General features: G+C 63.6%; 25 protein-coding genes and 1 pseudogene. 13 read left to right on the forward strand and 13 right to left on the reverse strand.

Features of this window, described 5'->3' with window-relative positions:
- Window positions 1-3 precede the first annotated feature (3 nt).
- Both RVAN_RS14580 and RVAN_RS14585 read left to right on the forward strand, forming a co-directional pair.
- Window positions 4-1,053: a phosphotransferase gene (locus RVAN_RS14580; RefSeq protein WP_013420476.1), complete on the forward strand. Its 1,050-nt coding sequence runs from the start codon at window positions 4-6 to the stop codon at window positions 1,051-1,053.
- A gap of 48 nt (window positions 1,054-1,101) precedes the next feature.
- The gene (locus tag RVAN_RS14585; protein WP_013420477.1) at window positions 1,102-2,355 is read left to right on the forward strand and encodes an acyl-CoA dehydrogenase family protein; all 1,254 of its coding nucleotides are present in this window, start codon (window positions 1,102-1,104) and stop codon (window positions 2,353-2,355) included.
- 15 nt (window positions 2,356-2,370) lie between these two features.
- On the opposite strand, the gene RVAN_RS14590 is transcribed toward RVAN_RS14585, so the two are convergent.
- Window positions 2,371-2,880, reverse strand: coding sequence for an NUDIX hydrolase (locus RVAN_RS14590; protein ID WP_013420478.1), 510 nt, complete (start codon window positions 2,878-2,880; stop codon window positions 2,371-2,373).
- Window positions 2,881-3,015: 135 nt separating this feature from the next.
- Between RVAN_RS14590 and RVAN_RS14595 the strand changes: the two genes are divergently transcribed.
- The 9 genes from RVAN_RS14595 (at window position 3,016) to trmD (ending at window position 11,620) form a co-directional block, all read left to right on the forward strand.
- A complete protein-coding gene (locus RVAN_RS14595) occupies window positions 3,016-4,374 on the forward strand; it encodes a carotenoid oxygenase family protein (protein ID WP_013420479.1) in 1,359 nt (452 codons plus the stop codon).
- A gap of 208 nt (window positions 4,375-4,582) precedes the next feature.
- Window positions 4,583-5,920: an EipA family protein gene (locus RVAN_RS19190; RefSeq protein WP_013420480.1), complete on the forward strand. Its 1,338-nt coding sequence runs from the start codon at window positions 4,583-4,585 to the stop codon at window positions 5,918-5,920.
- A 132-nt stretch (window positions 5,921-6,052) separates the two neighbouring features.
- Window positions 6,053-7,321 carry a multidrug effflux MFS transporter gene (locus RVAN_RS14605; protein ID WP_013420481.1) on the forward strand — a complete coding sequence of 423 codons (1,269 nt, stop codon included), beginning with the start codon at window positions 6,053-6,055 and terminating at the stop codon, window positions 7,319-7,321.
- 276 nt (window positions 7,322-7,597) lie between these two features.
- Window positions 7,598-9,112, forward strand: coding sequence for a signal recognition particle protein (gene ffh / locus RVAN_RS14610; protein WP_013420482.1), 1,515 nt, complete (start codon window positions 7,598-7,600; stop codon window positions 9,110-9,112).
- Between the two features lie 92 nt (window positions 9,113-9,204).
- Window positions 9,205-9,561 carry a 30S ribosomal protein S16 gene (gene rpsP / locus RVAN_RS14615; protein WP_013420483.1) on the forward strand — a complete coding sequence of 119 codons (357 nt, stop codon included), beginning with the start codon at window positions 9,205-9,207 and terminating at the stop codon, window positions 9,559-9,561.
- A 93-nt stretch (window positions 9,562-9,654) separates the two neighbouring features.
- Window positions 9,655-9,888 (forward strand): hypothetical protein, encoded by a 234-nt coding sequence (locus tag RVAN_RS14620; protein ID WP_013420484.1) that lies wholly within the window; start codon window positions 9,655-9,657, stop codon window positions 9,886-9,888.
- Window positions 9,885-10,466, forward strand: a complete 582-nt coding sequence (gene rimM / locus RVAN_RS14625) for a ribosome maturation factor RimM (protein ID WP_013420485.1) — start codon at window positions 9,885-9,887, stop codon at window positions 10,464-10,466. The genes RVAN_RS14620 and rimM overlap by 4 nt, the downstream gene beginning before the upstream one ends.
- Window positions 10,463-10,924: a metallophosphoesterase family protein gene (locus RVAN_RS14630; protein WP_013420486.1), complete on the forward strand. Its 462-nt coding sequence runs from the start codon at window positions 10,463-10,465 to the stop codon at window positions 10,922-10,924. Before rimM ends, RVAN_RS14630 begins: the two co-directional genes overlap by 4 nt.
- On the forward strand, window positions 10,925-11,620 hold the full coding sequence (trmD, locus tag RVAN_RS14635; protein WP_013420487.1) for a tRNA (guanosine(37)-N1)-methyltransferase TrmD: 696 nt from the start codon (window positions 10,925-10,927) through the stop codon (window positions 11,618-11,620). It abuts the gene before it with no gap.
- A 24-nt stretch (window positions 11,621-11,644) separates the two neighbouring features.
- On the opposite strand, the gene RVAN_RS20315 is transcribed toward trmD, so the two are convergent.
- A complete protein-coding gene (locus RVAN_RS20315) occupies window positions 11,645-12,538 on the reverse strand; it encodes a hypothetical protein (RefSeq protein ID WP_155942476.1) in 894 nt (297 codons plus the stop codon).
- A gap of 128 nt (window positions 12,539-12,666) precedes the next feature.
- Between RVAN_RS20315 and RVAN_RS14645 the strand changes: the two genes are divergently transcribed.
- Window positions 12,667-13,866, forward strand: coding sequence for an acetate/propionate family kinase (locus tag RVAN_RS14645; protein ID WP_245257996.1), 1,200 nt, complete (start codon window positions 12,667-12,669; stop codon window positions 13,864-13,866).
- A gap of 136 nt (window positions 13,867-14,002) precedes the next feature.
- On the opposite strand, the gene RVAN_RS14650 is transcribed toward RVAN_RS14645, so the two are convergent.
- The 3 genes from RVAN_RS14650 to RVAN_RS14660 all read right to left on the reverse strand — a co-directional run bounded on the left by RVAN_RS14650 (window position 14,003) and on the right by RVAN_RS14660 (window position 15,935).
- Window positions 14,003-14,476 carry a cyclic nucleotide-binding domain-containing protein gene (locus RVAN_RS14650; RefSeq protein ID WP_013420490.1) on the reverse strand — a complete coding sequence of 158 codons (474 nt, stop codon included), beginning with the start codon at window positions 14,474-14,476 and terminating at the stop codon, window positions 14,003-14,005.
- Window positions 14,477-14,580: 104 nt separating this feature from the next.
- Window positions 14,581-15,138: a cyclic nucleotide-binding domain-containing protein gene (locus RVAN_RS19195; RefSeq protein ID WP_013420491.1), complete on the reverse strand. Its 558-nt coding sequence runs from the start codon at window positions 15,136-15,138 to the stop codon at window positions 14,581-14,583.
- Between the two features lie 110 nt (window positions 15,139-15,248).
- The gene (locus RVAN_RS14660; RefSeq protein ID WP_013420492.1) at window positions 15,249-15,935 is read right to left on the reverse strand and encodes a response regulator transcription factor; all 687 of its coding nucleotides are present in this window, start codon (window positions 15,933-15,935) and stop codon (window positions 15,249-15,251) included.
- 171 nt (window positions 15,936-16,106) lie between these two features.
- On the opposite strand from RVAN_RS14660, the pseudogene RVAN_RS20880 reads away from it, so the two are divergent.
- Window positions 16,107-16,544: pseudogene (locus RVAN_RS20880) on the forward strand (L,D-transpeptidase family protein); the annotation flags it as partial.
- A gap of 49 nt (window positions 16,545-16,593) precedes the next feature.
- On the opposite strand, the gene RVAN_RS20885 reads toward RVAN_RS20880, so the two are convergent.
- The 8 genes from RVAN_RS20885 to ccoO all read right to left on the reverse strand — a co-directional run bounded on the left by RVAN_RS20885 (window position 16,594) and on the right by ccoO (window position 23,798).
- Window positions 16,594-17,361 (reverse strand): hypothetical protein, encoded by a 768-nt coding sequence (locus tag RVAN_RS20885; RefSeq protein ID WP_013420493.1) that lies wholly within the window; start codon window positions 17,359-17,361, stop codon window positions 16,594-16,596.
- A 112-nt stretch (window positions 17,362-17,473) separates the two neighbouring features.
- On the reverse strand, window positions 17,474-17,638 hold the full coding sequence (gene ccoS / locus RVAN_RS14670) for a cbb3-type cytochrome oxidase assembly protein CcoS (RefSeq protein WP_013420494.1): 165 nt from the start codon (window positions 17,636-17,638) through the stop codon (window positions 17,474-17,476).
- Window positions 17,635-19,872 carry a heavy metal translocating P-type ATPase gene (locus tag RVAN_RS14675; RefSeq protein ID WP_013420495.1) on the reverse strand — a complete coding sequence of 746 codons (2,238 nt, stop codon included), beginning with the start codon at window positions 19,870-19,872 and terminating at the stop codon, window positions 17,635-17,637. The genes ccoS and RVAN_RS14675 overlap by 4 nt, the downstream gene beginning before the upstream one ends.
- A complete protein-coding gene (locus tag RVAN_RS19200; protein ID WP_013420496.1) occupies window positions 19,842-20,357 on the reverse strand; it encodes a FixH family protein in 516 nt (171 codons plus the stop codon). Before RVAN_RS19200 ends, RVAN_RS14675 begins: the two co-directional genes overlap by 31 nt.
- Window positions 20,354-21,841 (reverse strand): cytochrome c oxidase accessory protein CcoG, encoded by a 1,488-nt coding sequence (ccoG, locus tag RVAN_RS14685; RefSeq protein WP_041787710.1) that lies wholly within the window; start codon window positions 21,839-21,841, stop codon window positions 20,354-20,356. Before ccoG ends, RVAN_RS19200 begins: the two co-directional genes overlap by 4 nt.
- 161 nt (window positions 21,842-22,002) lie before the next feature.
- Window positions 22,003-22,884 (reverse strand): cytochrome-c oxidase, cbb3-type subunit III, encoded by an 882-nt coding sequence (gene ccoP / locus RVAN_RS14690; protein ID WP_013420498.1) that lies wholly within the window; start codon window positions 22,882-22,884, stop codon window positions 22,003-22,005.
- Window positions 22,874-23,053 (reverse strand): cbb3-type cytochrome c oxidase subunit 3, encoded by a 180-nt coding sequence (locus tag RVAN_RS14695; protein WP_013420499.1) that lies wholly within the window; start codon window positions 23,051-23,053, stop codon window positions 22,874-22,876. The genes ccoP and RVAN_RS14695 overlap by 11 nt, the downstream gene beginning before the upstream one ends.
- A gap of 13 nt (window positions 23,054-23,066) precedes the next feature.
- Window positions 23,067-23,798: a cytochrome-c oxidase, cbb3-type subunit II gene (ccoO, locus tag RVAN_RS14700; RefSeq protein WP_013420500.1), complete on the reverse strand. Its 732-nt coding sequence runs from the start codon at window positions 23,796-23,798 to the stop codon at window positions 23,067-23,069.
- Window positions 23,799-23,802 lie beyond the last annotated feature (4 nt).

The raw sequence follows: 23,802 nt of genomic DNA on the forward strand, positions 1-23,802 counted from the left end.
ACCATGGCAGAACTCATCGACATTCCCGAAGGACATCGTTTCGACGAGGCGAAGCTTCGGCATTACCTGAAGCGGCATCTACCAGATTTCGTGGGCGATCCGTCGATCCAGCAATTTCAGGGCGGGCAGTCGAACCCGACCTTCCTCATCACGACCGCATCGCGAAAGTATGTGCTTCGGAAGCAGCCGCCGGGCAAGCTGCTGCCGTCCGCGCACGCCATCGACCGCGAATATCGCGTGCAAATGGCGCTGAAGGACACGCCGGTGCCGGTCGTCTCGATGCAGCTTTTCTGCGAAGACCCGTCCGTGATCGGCACGCCGTTCTACGTGATGGACCATTACCCCGGCCGCATCTTCGCGGACAACAAGCTGCCGGAACTCAACCAGAACCAGCGCCGCGCGGTTTACATTGCCTTCGCCGAAACGCTGGCCGCGATCCACGAGGTGGACTTCCGCGCGCTGGGGCTCGCCGATTTCGGCCGCACCGATGGCTACGCCGCGCGGCAACTCAAGCGCTGGACCGAGCAATACGCGGCGTCGAAAACCGGGCCGAACGAGGCGATGGACAACCTCATTGCGTGGCTTAACGCGAACCTGCCCGCCGAGGACGAACCTGCGCTCACGCATGGCGACTATCGGCTCGACAACGTCATGTTCGAACTCGACGCGCCGCATGTCATCGCGGTCCTCGACTGGGAGCTCTCGACGCTCGGCAATCCGCTCGCCGACCTCGGCTATGTCTGCATGGCCTATCGTACGCCGAAGGATCTGCCGATCCTGAAGGGACTGAAGGGCGTGGACCTTAACGCGCTCGGCATCCCGTCCGAGGAAGAGATCGTCGCCGCCTATTGCCGACGCGCGGGCCGCGACAGCGTGCCGGACCTCACCTTCTTCATCGCGCTTTCGTTCTTCCGTTTTGCGGCCATCGCGCAGGGCGTCTATGCGCGCTTCCTGCAAGGAAATGCCGCCGACAAGCGCGCGCCGCTCGCGGAGCAGGCCGCGCAAGTGCTCGCGCAGGAGGGTTGGAAGATCGCAGCGAACGCGGGGAACTGAACGCCGCTTCCGAAGAATAATAACGGGGAAACGACTGTAGAGGGCGACGTGGCGGACATATTACAACTTTCTCCCGAGGCAGCCGACTACAAGGCGCGGCTCGAACGCTTCATGGACGAGCACGTCTACCCGAACGAGGCGGCGCTGTTCGAGACGGCGGACACGCAGGAAGACCGCTGGGAGCCGCTCGCGCTCATGGAGGAGCTGAAGGCGAAGGCGCGCGCGGAGGGGCTCTGGAACCTGTTCCTGCCGGACAGCGAGCTTGGCGCGGGGCTTTCCAACCTCGACTATGCGCCACTGGCCGAAATCATGGGCCGCTCGCATTGGGGGCCGGAGGTCTTCAACTGCAACGCGCCCGATACCGGCAACATGGAAGTGCTGGTCCGCTACGGTACGGAGGAGCAGAAAAAGCGCTGGCTGAAGCCGCTGCTCGACGGCAAGATCCGCTCCGGTTTCGCGATGACCGAGCCGAAGGTGGCGTCGTCGGATGCGACCAACATCGCGATTTCCATCGTCAAGGACGGCGAGGATTACGTCATCAACGGCCGCAAATGGTGGACTTCCGGCGCGGGCGACAAGCGCTGCAAGATCCTCATCCTGATGGGCAAGACCGACCCGGACAATCCCGACCGCCATCGCCAGCAATCCATGATCCTTGTGCCGATGGACACGCCCGGCGTGAACAAGGAGCGCATGTTGCCGGTGTTCGGCTATCTCGACGCGCCGCACGGCCACGGGCAACTCTCCTTCCACGACGTGCGCGTGCCGCAGGAAAACGTGATTCTCGGCGAAGGGCGCGGCTTCGAGATCGCGCAAGGCCGCCTCGGGCCGGGCCGCATCCACCATTGCATGCGCACCATCGGCCGCGCCGAACGTGCGCTCGAAAAAATGTGCCGCAGGCTCGACGCGCGCTCGGCGTTCGGCAAGCGCATCTCCGATCAGACCGTGTGGATGGAGCGCATCGCGGAAAGCCGCATTGCGATCGATCAGGCGCGGCTGCTCACGCTCAAGGCCGCGTATATGATGGACACGGTCGGCAACAAGGCCGCGCAGGCCGAGATCGCGATGATAAAGGTCGTCGCGCCGAACATGGCGTGCAAGGTGATCGACTGGGCGATCCAGGCGCATGGCGGCGCCGGCGTGTGCGACGATTTCGGCCTGCCCTATGATTACGCGACGATCCGCACGCTTCGCATCGCCGATGGCCCGGACGAGGTGCATCGCAACCACATCGCGAAGATCGAACTGCGGAAATATCGCGATCCCGGCGTCGAGCGGCATCGGAAGCAGTCGGCGGATTGACCGCAACCGCGAGGCTTAAAAGTAGAACCGCTTCACCAGCGCCGACAGATCGCCCTTCGCGGCGTCCCCCGCCTCGATGCGATCAAGAATCTCACGCGGGCTGAGCCAGAAGGACTCGATGAAATCGTCCCGGTTGTAATCCGGGGTTTCCTCGCCGCGTATCTCGTAGACCTTCATGAATTGGCGCGGTCGAACGCCGCCCGGCGCAGGCCTGAGGTAAGCGAGAAGCCGCCACGAAACTTTCGCAATATCGATCCTGAGTTCTTCGAACGTCTCGCGAGCAAAGGCTTGCTCGTAGGTTTCGCCGCTCTCGACGTGGCCGCCGACACTCATGTCGAGCGCGAGCGGAAAGATGCGCTTGTGCGCGGTTCGCCGCGGCGTCCAGATCTCGCCCTTGGCGTTGACCAGAAAAGCGTTGATCACCCGAAAGTTATGCAGATTTTCCGCATAGATTTCGGAACGCGGCCTGCTTGCGACGACGACGTCGTTTTCGTCGACGAGGTCGAGAAGTTCATCCGTTTGCATGCGGAACGCCTTAGCAGAACACGATCCGCTTCTCAACAAATACTTATGTAGATGGCCGCGCGCTCCCGTTTCATTGCACGGCGCGGAACAATCGCAACGCGCGGCAAGTTGAATGCTCGGGAGACACAGAAACCGATGCAGGATCGAGTCGAGCCGCCCTTCTGGATGCAGGGCAACTTCGCGCCGGTGACGGAAGAAGTCACCGCGTTTGACTTGCCCGTCGAAGGCGCAATTCCGCCGGAGCTTTCCGGCCTCTACGTGCGAAACGGCGCGAACCCTCGCCACGGCCAATCGAGTCATTGGTTCCTCGGCGACGGCATGCTCCACGGCGTGGCGATCGAGGGCGGCAAGGCACAGTGGTATCGCAACCGCTATGTGCGCACGCCGATCTTCGAGGGCGCGCCGCGCCACCCGCTTGCGGGGCTCGACATTCGCTACGCCCTTTCCAACACGAGCGTGATCGCCCATGCGAGCCGCATCATGGCGCTCGTCGAAAATGCACTGCCGATGGAGATTTCGCGCGAGCTTGAGACGCGGGGCTTCAACGATTTCGGCGGCCGCCTCGCCACGCCATGCACGGCGCATCCCAAGATCTGCCCGACGACCGGCGAAATGCACTTCTTCGGCTATCGCGTGATCCCGCCCTACCTTACCTATCACGTAGCGGATGCGGCGGGCGCGCTCATCCGCAGCGTGGAAATCCCGGTCAAGGCCGCGACCATGATCCACGATTTCGCGCTGACGGCCCGCCACGCGATCTTCATGGACCTGCCGGTGGTGTTCGACATGCCGACGGCCATGGCGGGCAGCACGATGCCGTTTCACTGGAGCGAAAGCTACGGCGCGAGGCTCGGCGTGCTGCCGCGCGGCGGCGGCTCGGAAAGCCTGCGGTGGATCGATATCGAGCCGTGCTTCGTGTATCACGTGGCGAACGCCTTCGAGGAGGATGACGGCACCATCGTTCTCGACGTGGCCCGCTATGACGAGCACTGGCGCGACGGGCCGAAACGAAACGCCTTCGATACCGCCTCGCTCACGCGCTGGCGCATCCCGCCGGGAGCGACCCGCGCCGAGGAAACACGCATTGACGACCGCAGCATCGAGTTTCCCCGCATCGACGAACGCCGCATCGGTGTGCCCCATAAAGCCGTTTACGCGCTGGCAACCGATGGAAGCCTCGCGGACGGCGTTTTCACCGAGCTTCTGAAGTACGACCTGACAAGCGGCCGCGTCGATGCGAGGCGCTTCGATGGCGAACTGCCGAGTGAGTTTACCATGGTGCCGGCGGCAGAGGCGGCGGGCGAGGACGAAGGTTGGCTGATGGGCTATGTCTACGACCGCGCGAGCGCCACGAGCGACCTCGTCATCCTCGACGCGGGCGACATCGGCGGCAAGCCTGTCGCGCGAATTCGCCTCCCCGTCCGAGTGCCGCAGGGCTTCCACGGCACGTGGATCGCATCGGAGCCTCGGGCGTGCGGCGCGGCCGCACGTTAGCGCGCGTTCGTGCCTTGAAACCGCCTACCCTATGATCGATGGTCGCGCCGGGTAAAAGGTTCGGAGCGGCGATTTGCAAAAGTGATCGGCATCAAAACCCGCGCATAAGTCTTGAGAACGCGGAAGTTGCCATTGTTTGCCTTAGGGTCGAGGTGCGAATCGCTCCATTGTGCGCGGGTGGGAATGCCACCAGAGCGCGAGGGCAGCCATGACTTTCAGACATAAATTTGCAGTTGCCGCATTTTTTGCAATCATGCCTGCTTCGGGCAATGCCGCGCAGAATTGCGACGGTCGCGCCTTCAGTCAGCAGATCGATCAGACGGCGCACGCACTCCGCACGCTCAACCGTGACAGCGAGGCGCGGTTCCAGGATCGCTTGGTTGCCATCGCCAAGGCGAAGGGCTGGAGCGAAGGCGAGCGAGCCGATCACGCAGCCGCCGCGATGGATGACACCAAGCTCGAGTCCTTTAATTCCGATATCGAAGATCTGGTCGGCCAACTCGACACGCTCAACGCCACGCCGAAGAACGAAATCTCGTGCGACCGGCTCACCGAGCTCAAGGCTATCAACGACAAGCTCATCGGAGTGATGCGGCAGAAGGCCGGTTTCATCCTCGCGCAGCTCGAAGCCGAGGCTGGAAAGCCCGCACCGAACCCGTACAAGATCGCGGGAGCCGGCAAGGGCGACGCCTTGCCAAGGGAAGGTGCGTTGCCGCAAACCAATTCAGCGACGCCCATCGCGCCCGATCCGGCGCAAACCGTCGAAGCGGCCGGCGCCAATTCGCTTGTGCTGCCTGACAGCGCCGCCTCGACGGACGTGCCGTGGTCGGCCAACGTCTCCCAAGCGCTGCGCAATCCGCAGCCGCAACAGCAGGCACGCCCCGCCGCCACAACAGCGACGACGGTTGCGCCGCATCCCAACGCGCCGATGTCGCTGAAGCCCGCGCCGAAGCCGGAAGAGAAGGTCGCTGCGCTCACGCCTCGCGACACGCTTCCGCCCGTGACGGTCACGTCGCCGCCGCCATCGACTTACGTGCCGCCGCTGCCAGCTCCCGTTTACTCGGTTCAGGAGATCCGTGATGCGGGTCGAGGTGTGTTCGGTTCGGTCACGTCCGAACTGGCCGCCGTCATGAACTACGCGTTCCAGAAGTTCGGTCAGCCGAACGCCTATATCGTCGGCGACGAGGGCGGTGGTGCGTTCCTCGCCGGGTTGCGCTACGGCGACGGCAGGCTCTTCTCGCGCGTAAACGGCGTTGAAACCGGCCCGACCAAAATCTACTGGCAGGGTCCGTCAATCGGCGCGGACATCGGCGCGACTGGATCGCGCGCGCTCTTTCTCGTCTATAATCTGGATAGCCCGCATACGCTCTACCGCCGGTTCCCCGGCTTGGACGGCTCAGCCTATGTCGCGGGCGGTGTCGGGCTGACGGTCTACAAGAATGGCGACACGCTCATCGTGCCGATCCGCACCGGACTTGGCCTCAGGATCGGCGCCAGCGTCGCTTATCTCAAGTTCACGGAGCGCGCCAGCCTGAACCCCTTCTGACGTCGCGGCATTCGCGCGATACAATCAGAGATAAGTTCTTCGTTTACGAACTAGCACAGCGCCGGTATCCAGATCGGCGCTGTTTTGCTTTTTGTTGCCGAACCTATTCCCGGCCTCCCGAGTTCACACGAGATGCTTGTAAAGTCCGACGACGCCGCCCAGCCCCAGGCGACCCGCTTTCCCCTGTCCACGCCGGAATTCGTGACCCTCATCGCGTTGTTGACCGCGCTGACGGCGCTTTCCATCGACATCATGTTGCCAGCGCTGCCAAAGATCGCCAGTGCGCTGGGCGCGACGACGGATAACGAGCAGCAGCTTGTGCTGAGCGTCTACTTCGCGGGCTTCGCCATCGGGCAATTTCTATTCGGGCCGCTTTCGGATTCTTACGGGCGGCGCAACCCGCTGTTGTTCGGGCTCGCGCTCTACACCATCGGAACGGTGCTGGCGGTTACGGCGACATCCTTTGCAATGCTCCTTTTCGCGCGCGCCTTTCAGGGCTTCGGCGCGGCGGCTCCCCGGATCGTTGCCATTGCCGTGGTGCGCGACCGTTTTGCCGGGCGCGAGATGGCGCGCATCATGTCGTTCGTGACGATGGTATTCGTGGTCGTGCCGATCCTTGCGCCGACGCTCGGCGAAGCGATTGTCCAGTTTTCAGACTGGCACATCATCTTCTGGGTGCTGCTTGGCATGGGGCTTCTGGCAACGCTCTGGTCCGGCCTGCGCCTGCCCGAGACGTTCCACCAAAGCGACCGTCTGCCGTTCACCGCCCGAAACATCTGGGCGGCGTGTGCGGCGGTCGCGACCACCAGACAAACCGCCGGTTACGCCGTCGCGCTCGGCTTTTCATTCGGCCTGCTGTTCTCCTACATCATCACGTCGCAGCAAATCTTCGTCGATGTGTACGGACTCGGAGCGGAGTTTCCGATTGCCTTCGGCCTAATCGCGGCATTCCTCGCGGCTGCCTCGATCATCAACGCAAAGCTTGTGCGGAGGGTGGGCATGCGCGGCGTCTCCCATCGTGCGATCCTCGGCGGGCTGGCGGTCTGCGGCGTGATGGCGGCGTTCGGCTTTCCCGACAAGCCTCCGCTCTGGGCGTTCGGCACCTTCATGGCGGCGGTTTTTCTGTGTTTCGGCCTGATGTCGGCGAATTTCAACTCCCTCGCCATGGAGCCAATGGGGCATATCGCGGGCACCGCTTCATCGCTCATCGGCTTCTACACCACCGTTGCGGCGGCAGTGCTCGGCACCATCGTGGGGCAATCCTTCGACGGGTCGGTGCGTCCACTTTGCATAGGCATCAGCGTGATGTTCGCCGCGACGCTTGCTACGGTGCTGGTGACGGAGCGCGGCCGCCTCATGAAGCACTGCGACGCGCCCGAGGTGAAAGTGAAGGCGGCTTAGAGGCGTCCGCTATTTAGCCGAACGTCACAAACTCGTCATTTCGCCTAAAATCGCATTTGAAAGAGCAATTGTAATCGTCTATACCGAGGCTGCATTACATATCCGTCACCCGCCAGCGAGAGTTCGCCCGCGGGTGCGTTTTGTGTTGGAACATGCCCACAGCGCCGGCATTGAAGGAAAACAGGACCGAGACAGCTCGTTTGAGGGCGCGAACGCCGCGCCGATGACAGAAAAATCGGACCTCCGCCAGAACCGAGCGAAACGCGAAAGCCCCCTATGTTCGACTCCCTATCCGACCGCCTTTCAGGCATCTTCGACAAGCTTACCCGACGCGGCGCGCTGACCGACAGCGATGTTTCGGAAGCTATGCGCGAAGTTCGCCGGGCGCTGATCGAGGCGGACGTGGCGCTGGACGTGGTGAAAAGCTTCACCGACCGCGTTAAGGAAAAGGCCGTCGGTCAGGAAGTCGTCCGCTCGGTGACGCCTGGCCAGATGGTCGTCAAGATCGTGCATGACGAACTCGTGCGCACGCTCGGCGCGGAAGCCGAACCCATCGACCTCCAGTCGGTGCCACCGGTGCCGATCATGATGGTCGGCCTGCAAGGCTCCGGCAAAACCACCACCACGGCGAAGATCGCGAAGCGCCTCACCGAACGCGACAAGCGCAAGGTTCTGATGGCCTCGCTCGACACGCGCCGCCCCGCCGCGCAGGAGCAGCTCGAAGTTCTCGGCAAGCAAACCGGCGTCGACACGCTCCCCATCATCAAGGGCCAGACGCCGCAGCAAATCGCGACGCGGGCCATTCAGGCGGCCAAACTCGGCGGCTATGACGTCGTCATCCTCGACACCGCCGGTCGCCTTCATATCGACGACGAACTGATGCGCGAGACGGAGCAGGTTCGCGACATCGCGCAGCCGCACGAAACGCTGCTTGTCGCCGACAGCCTTACCGGTCAGGACGCGGTGAACCTCGCGCGCACCTTCGACCAGCGCATCGGCATCACTGGCATCGTGCTGACCCGCATCGACGGCGACGGGCGCGGCGGCGCTGCGCTCTCCATGCGCGCCGTCACGGGCAAGCCGATCAAGCTGCTCGGCACCGGCGAAAAGCTGGACGGCCTCGAAGACTTCCACCCCGAGCGCGTCGCGGGCCGCATCCTCGGCATGGGCGACGTGGTTAGCCTCGTCGAGCGCGCCGCCGAAAACATCGATCAGGAAAAAGCGCAGGCCATGGCGAAGAAGCTCGCCAAGGGCCAATTCGACCTGCAAGACCTCTCCGACCAGTTCCGCCAGATGCAGAAGATCGGCGGCATGTCGGGCGTGCTGGGCATGCTGCCCGGCATCGGCAAGATGAAGAAGCAGCTGGACGCCGCCAACCTCGACGACAAGCTGCTGAAGAGGCAGACCGCAATCATCTCCTCCATGACGACACAGGAGCGCCGCAACCCGAAAGTGCTGCAAGCGAGCCGCAAGCGCCGCATCGCAGCCGGGTCCGGCACCACCGTGCAGGAGGTGAACCAGCTTCTCAAGATGCACCGGCAGATGGCCGACATGATGAAGGTCGTCGGCAAGGGCAAGGGCGGACTTGCGAAGCTGTTCGGCATCGGCGGAAAGATGCCGGAACCCACGCCCGAGATGATTGAAGCAGCGAAGGCGGGCAAGATGCAGCTCCCGCCGGGCATGAAGCTGCCGGGAGTTCTCGGAGGTGGCGGCGGTTTGCCGGGCCTTCCGGGTATGCCGGGCGGCGGACGTTTCGGCGGCCTTCCGGGCCTGCCAGGGAAAAAGAAATGAGAGCGCTGAGAGTGCTGTCAACCGCGCGGGCAAGGCTCGTGCAGAACAGAATTTTTGCAAGATCAGAGACCGAACAGTTAACGGAGACCAACATGCCCCTGAAGATCAGACTGTCCCGCGGCGGCGCGAAGAAGCGCCCGTACTACCGCATCGTCGTCGCTGAAGCGACTGCACCGCGCGATGGCCGCTTCATCGAGAAGCTCGGCACCTACAATCCGCTGCTTCCGAAGGATCACACGGACCGCGTGACGCTTCTTGAAGACCGCGTGAAGCATTGGCTCTCAGTTGGCGCGCAGCCCACCGATCGCGTGCTCCGCTTCCTCGACGCGCGCGGCCTTGCGAAGCGCCCCGAGCGCAACAACCCGAATAAGGGCGAGCCGGGCACAAAGGCCGTCGAGCGCGCCGAAGAGCGTCGCAAGAAGGCCGAAGAGACAAGCGAAGCCGCGTAAGCTGCAAGCTTTACGCCCGCCTCGCGCGGGATGTAGAATTACGGAGCGCCTGCCGCATCGCGGAGGCGCTCCGCTTGTGTTGTGGGAGCCGCGATGGACGGGCTGACCTTTTTCGGTCTCTTGGCTGTGTCGCTGATGCTGCTCTTCTATGCGCTGGAAGAGAACAGCCCGTGGTTTATACTCGCTTTCGCGGGGTCGTGTGTTCTCGCCAGCGCTTACGGTTTCCTGCAAGGCGCGTGGCCGTTCGGGCTGGTCGAGGCGATTTGGGCCGTTGTCGCGCTTGCGCGCTTCCGCAGCCGCCTCGCCGATAAGGTGCAAAGCGCATGACGGAAGATAAGGTTCTGCTCGGCCGCATCGGCGGCGCGCATGGCTTGCGCGGCGAAGTGAAAATCGCGACCTTCACCGCCGCGCCGGAAGACATCACGGCTTACGGGCCGCTTTCGAGCGCCGACGGCACGCGCACCTTCGTCATCACCGGCATGCGCGCCGCCTCCCCCGGCTCCGTCATCGCGCGGCTCAAAGGCGTTGCCGACCGCACGCAGGCCGAGGCGCTGAACGGCATCGAGCTTTACGTCCCCCGCGATTCGCTGCCGCCGCCGGAGGAAGATGACGAGTTTTACTATTCCGACCTCATCGGTCTTGCCGCCGTGTCGCCGGAAGGCGCGGCCGTTGGCAAGGTCATCGGCGTGCACAATTTCGGCGCGGGCGACCTCATCGAAGTGCGCTTCGGCGACGAGCGCCAGCCGGTGCTGATCCCCTTTGACAACGCGCATGTGCCGCATGTCGATCTCGGCGCGGGCCGCGTGACGGTGATCCGTCCGGCCTTTGAGGGCGCGGACGCGAGCGAGCGCGGCGCGAAGAGCGCGGACGGCGCCAGCGGAACGGATGACGAGACGCCCGAATGACCGTCCTCGGCCTCATCTCCGACACGCACGGCTTGCTTAGGCCCGAAGCGGCGGCGGCGCTTGAGGGCGTGGACGCGATCCTTCATGCGGGCGATGTCGGGCGGCCGGACGTTCTCGCGGCGCTCCGGGCCGTTGCACCCGTGTTCGCGGTGCGCGGCAATGTTGACGGTGGCGAACTCGCCGCACTGCCGCTCGATACGGTTGCGAGCGTCGAAGGCATCGATATCTACATGCTGCACATCCTGCGCAATATCGCGATCGACCCGGCGGCCGCGGGCATGGCGGTGGTGGTTTCCGGGCATACGCACAAGCCGCTGATCGAGGAGAAGGACGGCGTGCTGTATGTGAATCCCGGCAGCGCTGGGCCGCGTCGCTTCGCACTGCCTGTGTCGGTGGGGTTCCTGCGGCTGGCGAGCGGGCAGCGGCCCGAAGCCTGGCTCAAGATGCTGGATGTTTGAATGACGTGGCATGCCAGCATACTGACGCTTTTCCCCGAGATGTTTCCCGGTCCGCTCGGCCTGAGCCTGTCCGGGCGCGCGCTTGCAGATGGCCTGTGGCGGCTCTCGACGCGCAACATCCGTGATTTCGCGACCGACAAGCATCGCTCGGTGGACGATACGCCTGCGGGCGGCGGCGCTGGCATGGTGCTTCGCGCGGATGTGGCGGCGGCGGCTATCGATGCGGCAAGCGCCGACGCGCCGGACCTGCCGCGCATCTATCTTTCGCCGCGCGGCGCGCCGCTGACGCAGGCCCGCGCCCGTACGCTTGCCGCAGGGCCGGGGGCGCTGCTATTCTGCGGCCGCTTCGAGGGCCTCGACCAGCGCGCGATTGACGCGCGCCAGCTCGAAGAAATCTCCATCGGCGATTATGTGCTGTCGGGCGGCGAACTTGCCGCGATGGTGCTTCTCGACGCTTGCGTGCGGCTCCTGCCGGGCGTGATTGGCGCTGAGGCGTCGCTCGGCGAGGAAAGCCACGAGAACGGCCTCCTTGAATACCCGCATTACACAAGGCCGCGCGTTTTCGAGGGGCGCGAAATTCCTGACGTGCTGCTATCCGGCGATCATGCCCGCATCGCGCGGTGGCGGCGCGAACAGTCGGAGGCCTTGACGGGCGTCCGCCGACCGGACCTCGCGGCGCGCCTCAAGCGCGACTGAAGCGGCGCGCGGACCACGTGGCGCTCATCGTACCTGCGCTACAAGCGGAAACCGCGTCGGATGGCCGGATCTCACCATCGATTTCACGCCCGAGCGCGCGTCGACAAAAACCTGCGTCTGGCCGAGCCGTCCCGCCACCCCCGGCGCGCCGCCGTGGCAACGCGCAACCGGCAGCTTCCCGCGAAATCCCAGCGCCCAGATGCGGCGGACCGCGATCTCGCCCGTCTCCGTCTTGAGGACGTACGTTTCGGGTTTGCGCAGATAGCACCACCCAGCGAAAGCGCTTCCGAGCGGAGCAGTCACGTCGAAATAATCGGCGATGTTGGCCTCGAAAGACGCGGGCGTGGGCGCGTGCGTCTGAGGCAGCCAGATATAAAGGAATATAAGCGATCCGTCCGCCTGCGGTTGCGGAAGCTGAATTTTCTCCAGATCTGGTATATTTAGAGAAGAAAATCGCAATGCGACGGCATCGATCTTGTCATGGAACAGATCGGTCGCTTCCTCTGCGCGCGATCCGAGGGGAATTACGAGTAAAGCCGACGCGATAAAAACAAAAAGTCTCATAATCTCCCCTTCCGCATCAACGCCGGCGAGATCGGAGCACCCCCTACTCTTGATTGTAGCTAATTTCCGCGCGGCGGCCAATCGAAATGCGGCCCATCGGGATCGCCCGGTGACATTCCATCCTCCGATTGCCGCTGCTTCCGCTGGAAGTTGTACAAGGGTGTGGCCTGTTTTAAGGAAGGTGTTTCCATGGATACGGCGATGGGGGAAGCGGCGGGCCGCATGGGCAACACAGCGAGAGGCGATCCTTTCCGAAAATCGCGAAGGATTAGCGTCGCGCGGTAGTGAACCCGGCTCGATCCACGGGGCAAAACCGGTTTCCGAGGTTGCCGATGCGCGCGGTTTGGCAGACACTGCGCCCCGTCCGGCATTCCAGGCGGAAACCGGACGGGCGAACAACCGATTTCAGACTTCACACGTGCCCGGTGCGCTTCGTCCAGCGCACGCGCGCGACTTGCGGAACCACCCCGATGAAGAATGCCATGCTCACCCTCAATGCGGGGTCTTCGTCGTTGAAGTTCGCGCTTTTCGACGTCCAGGGGGGCGGGATTGACGAAGCGTTTCGCGGGCAGGTCGAAGGACTGCACGGCGAAGCGGCGGAATTTTCAGTAAAGGCCGCGCCGGGTTCCGGCATGCCGAGCTTTGCGCCAAGGCCGACTGTTTCCGCGTCGCACGTGGCCGCGCTGCATGAAGTGCTCGATTTCGTGCACCAGTTTGGCGGGGGCCGGAAGATCGTCGGCGTGGGCCACCGCATCGTGCATGGCGGGACTCAGTTCACGAAGCCCATTCGCGTGTACGAAGACGAACTCCTGGAAATGCGCACGCTCATTCCGCTGGCGCCGCTGCATCAAACGCACAACATCCGCTGCATTCTCGCCGCGCGGAAGGTGTTTCCCGAAGCCGTGCAGGTTGCCTGCTTCGACACCGCCTTTCACCGCACGCATAATTGGGAGAACGATACCTTCGGTCTGCCGCCGGAATATTACGACTCCGGCGTGCGCCGCTACGGCTTTCACGGTCTTTCCTATGAGCACCTCGTGGACGAGCTTCGCGGCTTCGCGCCCGATATCGCGGAGGGGCGCGTTATCATGGCCCATCTCGGCAACGGCGCGTCGATGTGCGCGATGAAGGACGGGCGGAGCATCAGTTCGACCATGAGCTTCACGCCGCTTGACGGCCTTGCGATGGGAACGCGCTGCGGTCAGATCGACGCCGGTGTGGTGCTGCATCTCCTGACCGACCGCCGTATGAGTGTCGACGCGGTGTCGCAGCTTCTCCATCGCGGCTCGGGGCTCAAGGGGATGTCGGGCTTCTCGCACGACGTGCGCGACCTCGAAAAGGCGGACACACCCGGCTCGCGCGCCGCGCTCACCTATTTCGTGCATCGCGCTCGCTACGAAATCGGCGCACTCACCGCGCTTCTTGGCGGGCTGGACGCGCTCGTGTTTTCGGGCGGCATCGGCGAACACGCCGCTGATCTTCGCGAGCGGATTTGCGCCGGTTTCGAGTGGCTCGGCCTGTCGCTGGACGCGGAGCGCAACGCTCGGACCGATAGGCTTCTCAGCGCGGATGCGTCGCGCGTGAAGGTTTTTGTGGTGGCCGCGAACGAGGAAAAGACCATCGCGCAGCATACGCTTTCGTTCCTGCCGGCGTTGCAGGAGAGCCGCTACAGCGCACCATGACCGCGCGCTGGATCAGCGTGCGTTACATCAAACTCGATTTGACGCAGAGAAGCTGATCGACAACCGAAATTCAGAGCGTCGTGGCGCGTCTGATTTACCGCACGCCGCGCTAGTCGTCCTCGCAACCGCGAGGCAACTACGCCGCCTGTTCGGATTTCTCGATTTCCGCCAGCTTGCCGTCGACGCGTCTGATCTCCGCCGCAAGCCCGTGCAGTCGAACGAGCAGCTTCTCCGAAATATGCTCCGCGAGTTCCGGGTGCTTCTCCATCGTCGCGCGGAAAGCATCGCGAGAGAACGCCAGCGCCCGCAGTCGCTCTTGCGCTGTCACGGACACGCTGTGAACAGTTTCTACCAGCATGCCAAGCTCGCCAACAAGCGTGCCCGGCCAGAGGTCTTCTACATAAAGTTCGCCGGCCTCGATGCGAGGACAACCGGCCTTTCCGGTCATGATCAAATAAGCGGTGCTGCCGGTCTCGCCTTCGGTAATAAGCTTCGCGTCAGCCTCGAAGAATGTCTTCTGGCCTATCGCTGCGATCGCTTCGAGCAGCTCCTCGGAAAGCCCCCTGAAGAGGGGAACTTGCTGTAAAAGCTCGATTTTATGGTCGAGCATAGAACCACCCGTCTTTGAATTCGGCCAACTCCCCTACACGTTTACAATCACAGAGGTAGAGTTTTGTTTGATTCGCCCTAATTCGCAACGATATTAACGAAGCCTTAGTATTCCCCGATAAACTGGCGCGTGCGGCCTGCATTGAAAGCGGGGGATTGCGCGGCGAGTTCGGCCTCCGTCGGTGCTCGCGTGGGTGTTTGCGGCGCATTTTCCTTCTGTTCGAGCAACAGTTCAAAATTCCGCAAATCGTGTGCGAAAGACCGCAGCCGGAGGAGGAGGTTGTCAGCCAATTGGCGCGCGATGCCTGGGTCGCGCTGCATTACGCGCGTCAGCCGGGCGCGCCGCAGCGCAAGCGCGCGGACGCGTTCCGAAGCCTCGACAGTGAGGGGATAGACGGTTTCCACCAGCATCGCCATCTCGCCGATGAAAGTGCCGGGTCCGATGGGTTCGCTGCCGGTTGCCATCCCGGGAAAACCCCTGCAGCGCACCGATCCGGAGAGAACAAGAAACGCGCAGTCGCCCGCTACGTCTTTCCTGGTCAAAATCTGACCGGGTTCGAAATATACCTTTTTCCCGGCATCCAGAATTGCCGCGAGTTGCTTCTCCCCAAGGCCTTTAAAAATCGGCAGTGCTCGAAGAAGCTCGATATGAGAATCGAGCATTGCGCAGGAACCTATCGCTTGAGTGGCCGAACTCCTTCAACCCATACCAACGGTTCGGACTCTGCGCGATTCGGTTATGCAACTCAAGGTTGTTTGTGATCTCGCTCGATTTACGGGACGAGCTTGTAGCCGCCCGCTTCAGTGATGAGCAGTTCGGCGCGCGAGGGATCCTTCTCGATCTTCTGGCGAAGCCGGTAGATGTGGGTTTCCAGCGTGTGCGTGGTGACGCCCGCGTTGTAGCCCCAGACCTCGTGCAGAAGGACATCGCGCGAGATCACCTTTTCGCCCGCGCGGTAGAGGTATTTCAGGATCGACGTTTCCTTTTCGGTCAGCCGCACCTTCGACCCCTTCTTGTCGACGAGCAGTTTCGCCGACGGCCGGAACGTGTACTCGCCGATGGTGAACACCGCTTCTTCGCTGTGTTCATGCTGGCGTAGTTGCGCGCGGATGCGGGCGAGAAGCACCGCGAAGCGGAAAGGCTTGGTGATATAGTCGTTCGCGCCTGACTCGAGGCCGAGGATCGTATCCGAATCGCTATCCTGCCCGGTCAGCATGATGATCGGATTCTTGAAACCATTCTTGCGAAGGATGCGGCACGCCTCGCGGCCGTCCATATCCGGCAACCCGACATCGAGGATCACGAGATCGGTGTGCTGCCCCTTGACCGCCGTGAAAGCTTGCGCGGCGCTATGCACGACATGCGGATTGAACTCTTCATGAAGCGCAAGCTGCTCGATCAACGACAGCGCAAGGTCTTGATCATCATCGACAACCAGGATATTGCGCGTATTGCTCATTTTAAACTCCGGGCGGAAGATCGCGCTTTTTGATTTAAACGACGGTACTGGCCGACGCAACGGGTGACTTTATTGCCAAAGGCGAATGTACAGCAAAAGCCCCGCCTGAAAACGCGAAAACGCACATTCGCCCGCGTTCTAACACTTTCGGACGCGGCGACGACGGGGATTATGACATACGGTCATTTACAGTTTTCCGTGGCGCTTGGGAAGTCCGGTATTCGGTCGGTGAAGCGTGAAGGCGACGGTGCTACGCCGTTGGGCCGATGGCGTATTTTGACCGTGTATTATAGACCCGACAGAGTGCGTCGGCCGTTCGCCGCCGTGCCGGTGCGCGCCAGCCGCCCGACCTACGGTTGGTGCGATGCGGCGACAGACCGCAACTACAACCACAGGGTGTCGATGCCCTATCCGGCGAGCGCGGAACGGCTGTGGCGCAACGATTCGCTCTACGATCTCGTCGCGGTGCTCGACTACAACATCGCGCCGCGCGGTCAAGGCCGCGGCAGCGCAATCTTCATGCACATCGCGCGCAAGTCGTTCGCGCCGACGGCTGGCTGTATCGCGACGACGCGCGCCCATCTCATGCGCTTGCTTGCGTCGATGAAAGCGGGAACGCTCATCGCTGCCGGGCGAAACGCCTCGCCCCGGCCTGCAATCAGCGCGGCCGCCTCGGGTTCAGGTAAAGATCGGCTTCCTGCTTGTCGATCGCCAGCGAAATGGCGCCCTGCCGGACCCCTCGCACCACGCGGCCGATATGGCGCCGCGCCGCGCCGTTGAACTTCAGCATGCCGCCTATAAGTTGAAGCGCGGTCGCAAGCAGCGGCGAGGGCGCGCCGTCGAGCGTCACGTCCCAGCGCCCAGCCATATGGAACACGTGCCCGTTCAGATGGCCGATCCGCGCGCCCGTCTGATCGTAGAGCGTGTAGTCGCCGCCGAAATTGATCCAATCCTGACGGAGCCGATAGGTTCGCGCCTCGCCGCCCTCAATCAGGAAGAACGAGAACTGCTCCGGCATGCCCGGCCATTTGCGGGCGGAGCGCTCCACCTGCACGATCTGGTCGTGGCCGTCGATGTTGAGCGACCACGATGTGACCGGAAACCCGCCCGCACCGGTCGAGAGCTGCACGCTGCGGCCGATCAGCAGATCAATGCTACCGCGCCACGTCATCGCCGGGGTGAAGAGCTTCAGCACGACCCGCTTGGCGCCTGGGTCGTCGGATTTCCACAGGCCCTCGCGGTAGGTAATCAGTCCCGCGCGCTCGCCGCCTTCGAGCACCTCGCCGATCACATCGCTGTCCGCCGTGAATTGCCGCGACTTGGCGCGGTGCCGCGAATGCACGAATAGGCCGACCTCGACATCGTTGAGGCCGGTCCACCACATATCCACGGTGAAGTTTTTAGCCGCCGCCTTCGCCCGTCCCATCTGCACCCCCGGTGAATCGCTCGCGCGAAGCTTGCGCCAATTCGAGGCTTCGGGCTGCGGGAATGCGACGCAATCCACAAGGCGTTGCGGTATGGCCGAAAACCGCGCTCGATCACACGCCGGGGCGCGGCTTCTCCGGCGGATCGTCTTCGAGCGCGCGCCACGCCGCGCCGTCGAGGTCTTCATACTGGCCGGACCTCAGCGCCCAGATGAACCCGGCGAGGCCGAGCCCGCCGAGAAACAGCGCGATTGGGATAAGCCACGCAAGCGAGGTCATGCCTTCAGCTCCAGTTTCGCGGTGCGCAGCCGAACCGCGTTCAGCGTGACGAGGATGGACGAGGTCGACATCGCGATGGCCGCCACCAGCGGGTTCACGAAGCCCGCGATGGCGAGCGGGACGAACACAATATTGTAGCCGAACGCGATGGCAAAGTTCTGGAACGACATGCGTCGCGCCTTCTTCGCCGTGGCGAGCAACTCGACAACCGGCGCAAGCTTTGCGCCTTGAAACACGGCGTCGGAGGCCGTCTGGCTGATGTCGGCGGCGGTCGAAGGCGAAGCGGAGGCATGCGCGGCGGCAAGCGCGGGCGCGTCGTTCAGCCCGTCGCCGACCATGAGCACGCGATGGCCTTCGGCCTTCAGCGTGTCGAGAAGCGCGATCTTTTCGTCAGGCTTCAACCCCGCGTGCCAGTCGGCGATGTGCGCGGCGGAAGCTGCGGAGGCGACGGCGTCGATGCGGTCGCCCGACAGTAGCTCCACGCGATAGCCCGCGCGGGTGAGCGCATCCACGGTCGCGGCGGCGTCATCGCGCAGTTTGTCCTCAAAGCGGAAGGCCACGGGTGCCGCGCCGGGGCGCGAGAACCAGAGCGAGGCGGACGAGGCTTGCGCGTCGTCCACGCCGCACCAAGCCGCCGAGCCGAGGCGTTCCTCGCCGCCATCGGTCGCGCGACGCAGCCCGAAGCCCGGCTTTTCTTCCACGCCACTCGACGCAGAAACCGCGCCGAAGCGCATCTTCGCGGCCTGCACCACGGCTTGCGCGTATGGGTGGCGGCTTGCGGCGGCGAGCGCGGACGCGGCCTTCAGCGTGGCGTCGTCGATCGCGTCGCCGTTCGCGAGCGAGGGGATACCGGCGGTCAGCGTGCCGGTCTTGTCGAACACGGCGACATCGGTTTCGGCGAGCCGTTCGAGGCCGTCCGGCGCCTTCAGCAGAATGCCCTTGTCGAAGAGGCGTGCCGACGCCGCGACCTGCACGGCGGGCACGGCGAGCGCCAGCGCGCAGGGGCAGGTGATGATGAGCACCGCAATCGCAATCGTGAGCGAATGCTCCCAGCCCGCGCCCGCTATCATCCAGCCGATGAACGAGGCCAGCGCGAGGCTATGCACCATCGGCGCGTAAAACCGCGCGGCGCGGTCGGCGAGGCGGACGTAACGCCCGCGCGCCTGCTCCGCCGTCGCCATGAGCCGCCCGATCTGCGCGAGCAACGTGTCGGCCTCGGCGGCGCGCGCCTCCATCTCGACGGGCGCGCCGAGATTGACGGAACCGGCATAAACAATCGCATTGGCGGCGGCCGTGCGCGGCGTCGTCTCGCCCGTGATGAGGCTTTCGTCAACCGTCGTCATGCCGCTGGCAATAACCCCATCGGCGGGGAAGCGCTCGCCCGCTGCAACTGCGATGCGCATGCCCGGCTCGACAAGCCGCGACGGCAGCCGCTCGATGGTGCCGTCCGGCGCGATGACATGCGCCCATTGGGATTGCAGACCGATGAGATTTTCCGCCGCGCCGCGTGCCGTCATGCGCACCCGCTGATCGAGATAACGGCCGATGAGCAGGAAGAAAAGCAGCGTCACGCAGGCGTCGAAATAGACCTGATCCGTGCCGCGTATCGTCTGATAGAGGCTCATGATGGCGGATAGCCAGATCGCGAGCGAGATCGGCACGTCCATGTTCACATGGCCGCGCTTGAGCACGCCCCACGCGGAGCTGAAAAACGGCTGCCCTGCATAGGCCACCACCGGCAGCGCGATCACGGCCGATAGCCAATGGAACAGCGCATGCGTGGGATCGTCGGCGCCGCCGCCCTTGCCGGACCACACCGACACCGAAAGCAGCATGATGTTGGCGGCGGCGAAGCCCGCCACCGCCAGCCGCGCGAGGAGGGGGCGCGCGGGGTTGTCCTTTTCGTTGTCGACGGTTTCGGGCGCGAGTTCGGCGGCCTTGAAGCCTGCCTTCTCCAGCGCGTCGACAAGGGGCGCGGCCGAGCCGGCATCCCGGTCGAAGATTACGGTCGCGCGGCGGGCTGAGAGGTTGGCACGAGCGGCGGCGACCCCCGGCACACCGAGAAGGGCGGTCTCAACCTTCCGCATGCAGCCGCCGCAGTGCATGTTCTCCACCGCGAGCGTGATGGTGCGCGATGCTGACGGCGCACGGCTGCTCGCGGGCGAAGCACCCGCTTCTCGCTGCGCGTCCTTGAACTCGACGCCTAGTTCGTCTGCTGCGATGGTTCGAGCCATAATCTTTCCTTCACGCGGTAGATCGCCGGCGCGCTGCCCGGCCGCGACTTCTCGGCGTTGAACGCCAGAATCCATTTGCCCGTGTCGGCGTGCTTGAGGTCCGCCTCGTAGAGCCCGGCGTCAATCTCCCTGAAGGAAACGCGGTGGCTCTTTTCGCTGGAAGCCGGACGTTCGACATGACCGGATATGGCTAGCCCAGCGACAGGCGCTCCGCTCGCGTCGGTCAACGAGACACGAAGGCGCTCGCCGCGAATCTCCACCTTGTGATGCCAGCCGAGGGCGGCCTGCACCTGGGCCTCGGCCAGCGTCTGATTGTAGCGCAAGCCCGCCTCGTAGCTTGCGCCGGTCGCCTCGCCCGGCTTCGTGGAGATTGCCATATAAACGAAGATGGCGTTCGCCACGGACATCATCCCGAAGAACCCGAGAAGGATGAGGAGGACGTGCTTCCCGGTGAGGCCGCCTGCAGGCGTCGTCGTCGTGCTCATCGTTCCGGTCCCTTGAATGTCGTCGCGCGCGAGGTCCCCGTGCCGTCGTCCTTGTCGCGCGCGGTGATCGTAACCGGCGTCGTCGCGGTGAGCGTGGCGGCTTTTTCCCGTGGCACGCTCACATAGACCTTGATCGAACGTACATCGTCGGGCGCGACCGTAATCGGCGGGTTTTCGCCGTCAATGCCCACGACGTTGACCTTCGCTTCCGGCAAGCTCACGGAAAGCGCGAAGGTGCGTGTTTCGCGGCGCTTGTTGAGCAGGCGGATTTCATAGCCGTTGCGGATGCTGCCGTCGCTGAGTTGGACAAAGAGCGGATTGCGGTCTGGCACCACGTTCATCTCGAAGATCGACTTCTGCGAGAGGCCGAACAGCATCAACCCGCCGACAAGCGCGGTCAAACCGGCGTAAAGGATCGTGCGCGGACGGATCAGGCGGATTCGCGCGCGCTCGCCATGCGCCTCGGCCTCAAGGTTGCGGTAGGTATCGTAGGCGATGAGCTTCGTCGGGCGGCCGACCTTGGTCATGACCTCGTCGCAGGCGTCGATGCACAGCGCGCACTGAATGCATTCGAGCTGCGCGCCGTTGCGGATATCGATGCCCGCCGGACACGCCACCACGCATTGATTGCAGTCGATGCAATCGCCGCGCCCTTCCCATGTGTCGCCCTTCTTGTGCGGTCCGCGCGGCTCGCCGCGAAAGCCGCGATAGGTGATGAGGAGCGAATCCGCGTCGAACATCGCGCCCTGAATGCGAGGCCACGGGCACATGTAGGTGCACACCTGCTCGCGGGAGAGGCCGCCGAGCACGTAGGTCGTGGCCGTGAAGATGCCGATGAAAACATACGCGACCGCCGGAGCCTCGAAGTTCACCAGTTCCATGAAAAGCGTCGGCGCATCGGCGAAATAGAAGACGAGCGCGCCGCCGGTCGCGAGGCCGATCAACAGCCACGACACATGCGTTCCCGCGAGCCGCCACGTCTTGTCGAGCGACCACGGAGCCTTCGCGAGCTTCAGACGCGCGTTGCGGTCGCCCTGCCAGATACGCTCCACCGCGATCATGAGATCGGTCCAGACCGTCTGCGGGCAGGCGTAACCGCACCAGACGCGCCCGGCGAGCGCGGTCACGAGAAACAGCAGCAGCGCCGATATGATGAGAAGGCCGGTGACGTAATAGAATTCCTGCGCCCAGATTTCGAGGCCGAAGAGGTAAAGCCGCTGATGGGCGAAATCGAGCAGCACCGCCTGATCGGGCAGCGTCGGTCCGCGATCCCAGCGCAGCCACGGCAGCAGGTAATAGATGCCTAGCGACACGGCCATGAAGATCCACTTGATGCGGCGGAACTTGCCGTGCACCAGCTTCGGATAGATCGGGTCGCGCGCCTTGTACATGGACGTGCTCTGCGTCGGAGGGGACACCTCGGCGCGCTTCCGGCCCGGAGTCGGGCTTGCGGCAGGAGTGATGGACGTCGAGATGTCGGTCATGGTGTGCTCCAGAATAAGGGCACGGGCATAAATCGAATCGCAGCAGCACATGGCTTGCTACCTCGCTTCAGCTCGGTTCCCCCCGTTGGGAGAGGTGGGCAGAGCGGGCCGGGTGCCCCGGCTCGCTTCCGCCCGTGTCCCTCGCCAGCGGTCGAGGGATGTTATTGCCCGCCACCGAGCGAATGCACGTAGATGGCGAGTTTCTTGATGGTCGCGGGATCGAGCCGCCCCGACCATGCCGGCATGACGCCACCGTGGCCCGTGGTGATCTGGTTCGCGATGGCTTCCCTCGTTTCGCCATAGAGCCAGATGTTGGCGGTCAGGTTCGGCGCGCCGACCTCCTGATTGCCCTTGCCGTCGTCGCCATGGCAGGTGGCGCAGGCGCCGTCGCCCTGGAAGACCGCCTTGCCGCGCTCGGCAGCCGCGTTGTCATGCGGAAGCTTCGAGAGCGAGCGGACAAACTCTGCCGTGTCGCTGATCTGGGAGGGCGTCAGTAGACCGTCAACCCCGAATGCGGGCATCTGGGAGATGCGCGTCTCGGGATGGTCGCTTCGGATGCCGTACCGGACCGTCTGGAGGATCTGGTCGAACGTGCCGCCCCAGATCCAGTTATCGTCGTTGAGGTTCGCAAAGCCTGGGCTGCCCTGCGCACCTCGCCCGTGACACGCCGCGCAATTGTCGCCGAAAGCGACCTTGCCACCGGCCAGCGCGAAGTTCAGAAGCTGCGGGTTAGCCTTGATGTCGGCGAAGCTGTCCTTGACGATGGCTTCGTTCAGCTTTGCCTGGCTGTCGCGCACCGCCTGAAGGGCCTCGGTTACGTTCGTTCGCTCGCTATAGCCGAGCAGCCCCTTGGTATAACCGGACACGAGCGGCCATGTCGGGTAGGCGACCCAGTAACCGAATGACCAGATGATGCAGGCGTAGAACGTCCACAGCCACCAGCGCGGCAGAGGCGTGTTGAGTTCGGCGATGCCGTCCCACTCGTGACCTGTCGTGGCGGTGCCGGTGTGGGGGTCTACTGTTTGCTCGTGCTTATCGGCCATTGTTGCCCCCAGCGCTAAAGTCGTCTGAATCCAGCGGAATGCGGCTCGCTTCGTCGAAGCCCTTCTGGTTGCCGGGCCAGAAAACGAAGACCAGCACGCCGATGAAGAGCGTCACGAAGATGAAGAGGCCCGCCATCGCCGAGAGAGATCGAACAGTTTCGTAAGTCATGGTGTCCTCCTCCTCAGCGCAGGTTCGGGCCGGATGCGTCGTACTTCGCGAAGTCGACGAGCGTGCCGAGCATCTGGAGATACGCGATCAGCGCGTCGAGTTCCGTCACATCGCCCTGCTTGGCGTTGAACTTGCGAACGACGGCTTTCGGGTAACGCGCGGCAACGGCCGAAGCTTCCGGCGTGTCGGGTTTCGTCTGCGCGACGATATCGAGCTTCGCGTTTTCGATCTGCTCGTCGGTGTAGGGCACGCCGACTTCGCGAAGCGTCTTCAGCCGTTCGGAGATGTCGTCGTAGTCGAGCTTGCGCTTCCCAAGGAAGGGATAGCCCGGCATGACGGTTTCCGGCACGATCGAGCGAGGGGCAGTCATGTGCGCGACGTGCCACTCGTCCGAATATTTTCCGCCGACGCGGGCGAGGTCTGGCCCCGTCCGCTTCGATCCCCACTGGAACGGATGATCGTACATGCTCTCCGCCGCGAGGCTGTAATGACCGTAGCGCTCAAGCTCATCCTTGAGCGTGCGGATCATCTGGCTATGGCAGGCGTAGCAACCCTCGCGGATGTAGACATCGCGGCCCTTGAGTTCGAGCGGCGAATATGGCCGCACCCCTTCAACCTTTTCGATGGTCGATTTCAGGTAGAACAGGGGTGCGATCTCCACGAGGCCGCCAATGGAGACCACGAAGAGGATGCCTACGAGGAGGACGAGAGAATATTTCTCGAACGGTGCGTGACTGAGTTTCATGTTC

The sequence above is a fragment of the Rhodomicrobium vannielii ATCC 17100 genome, from assembly GCF_000166055.1.
GTDB classification, from domain to species: Bacteria; Pseudomonadota; Alphaproteobacteria; order Rhizobiales; family Rhodomicrobiaceae; genus Rhodomicrobium; species Rhodomicrobium vannielii.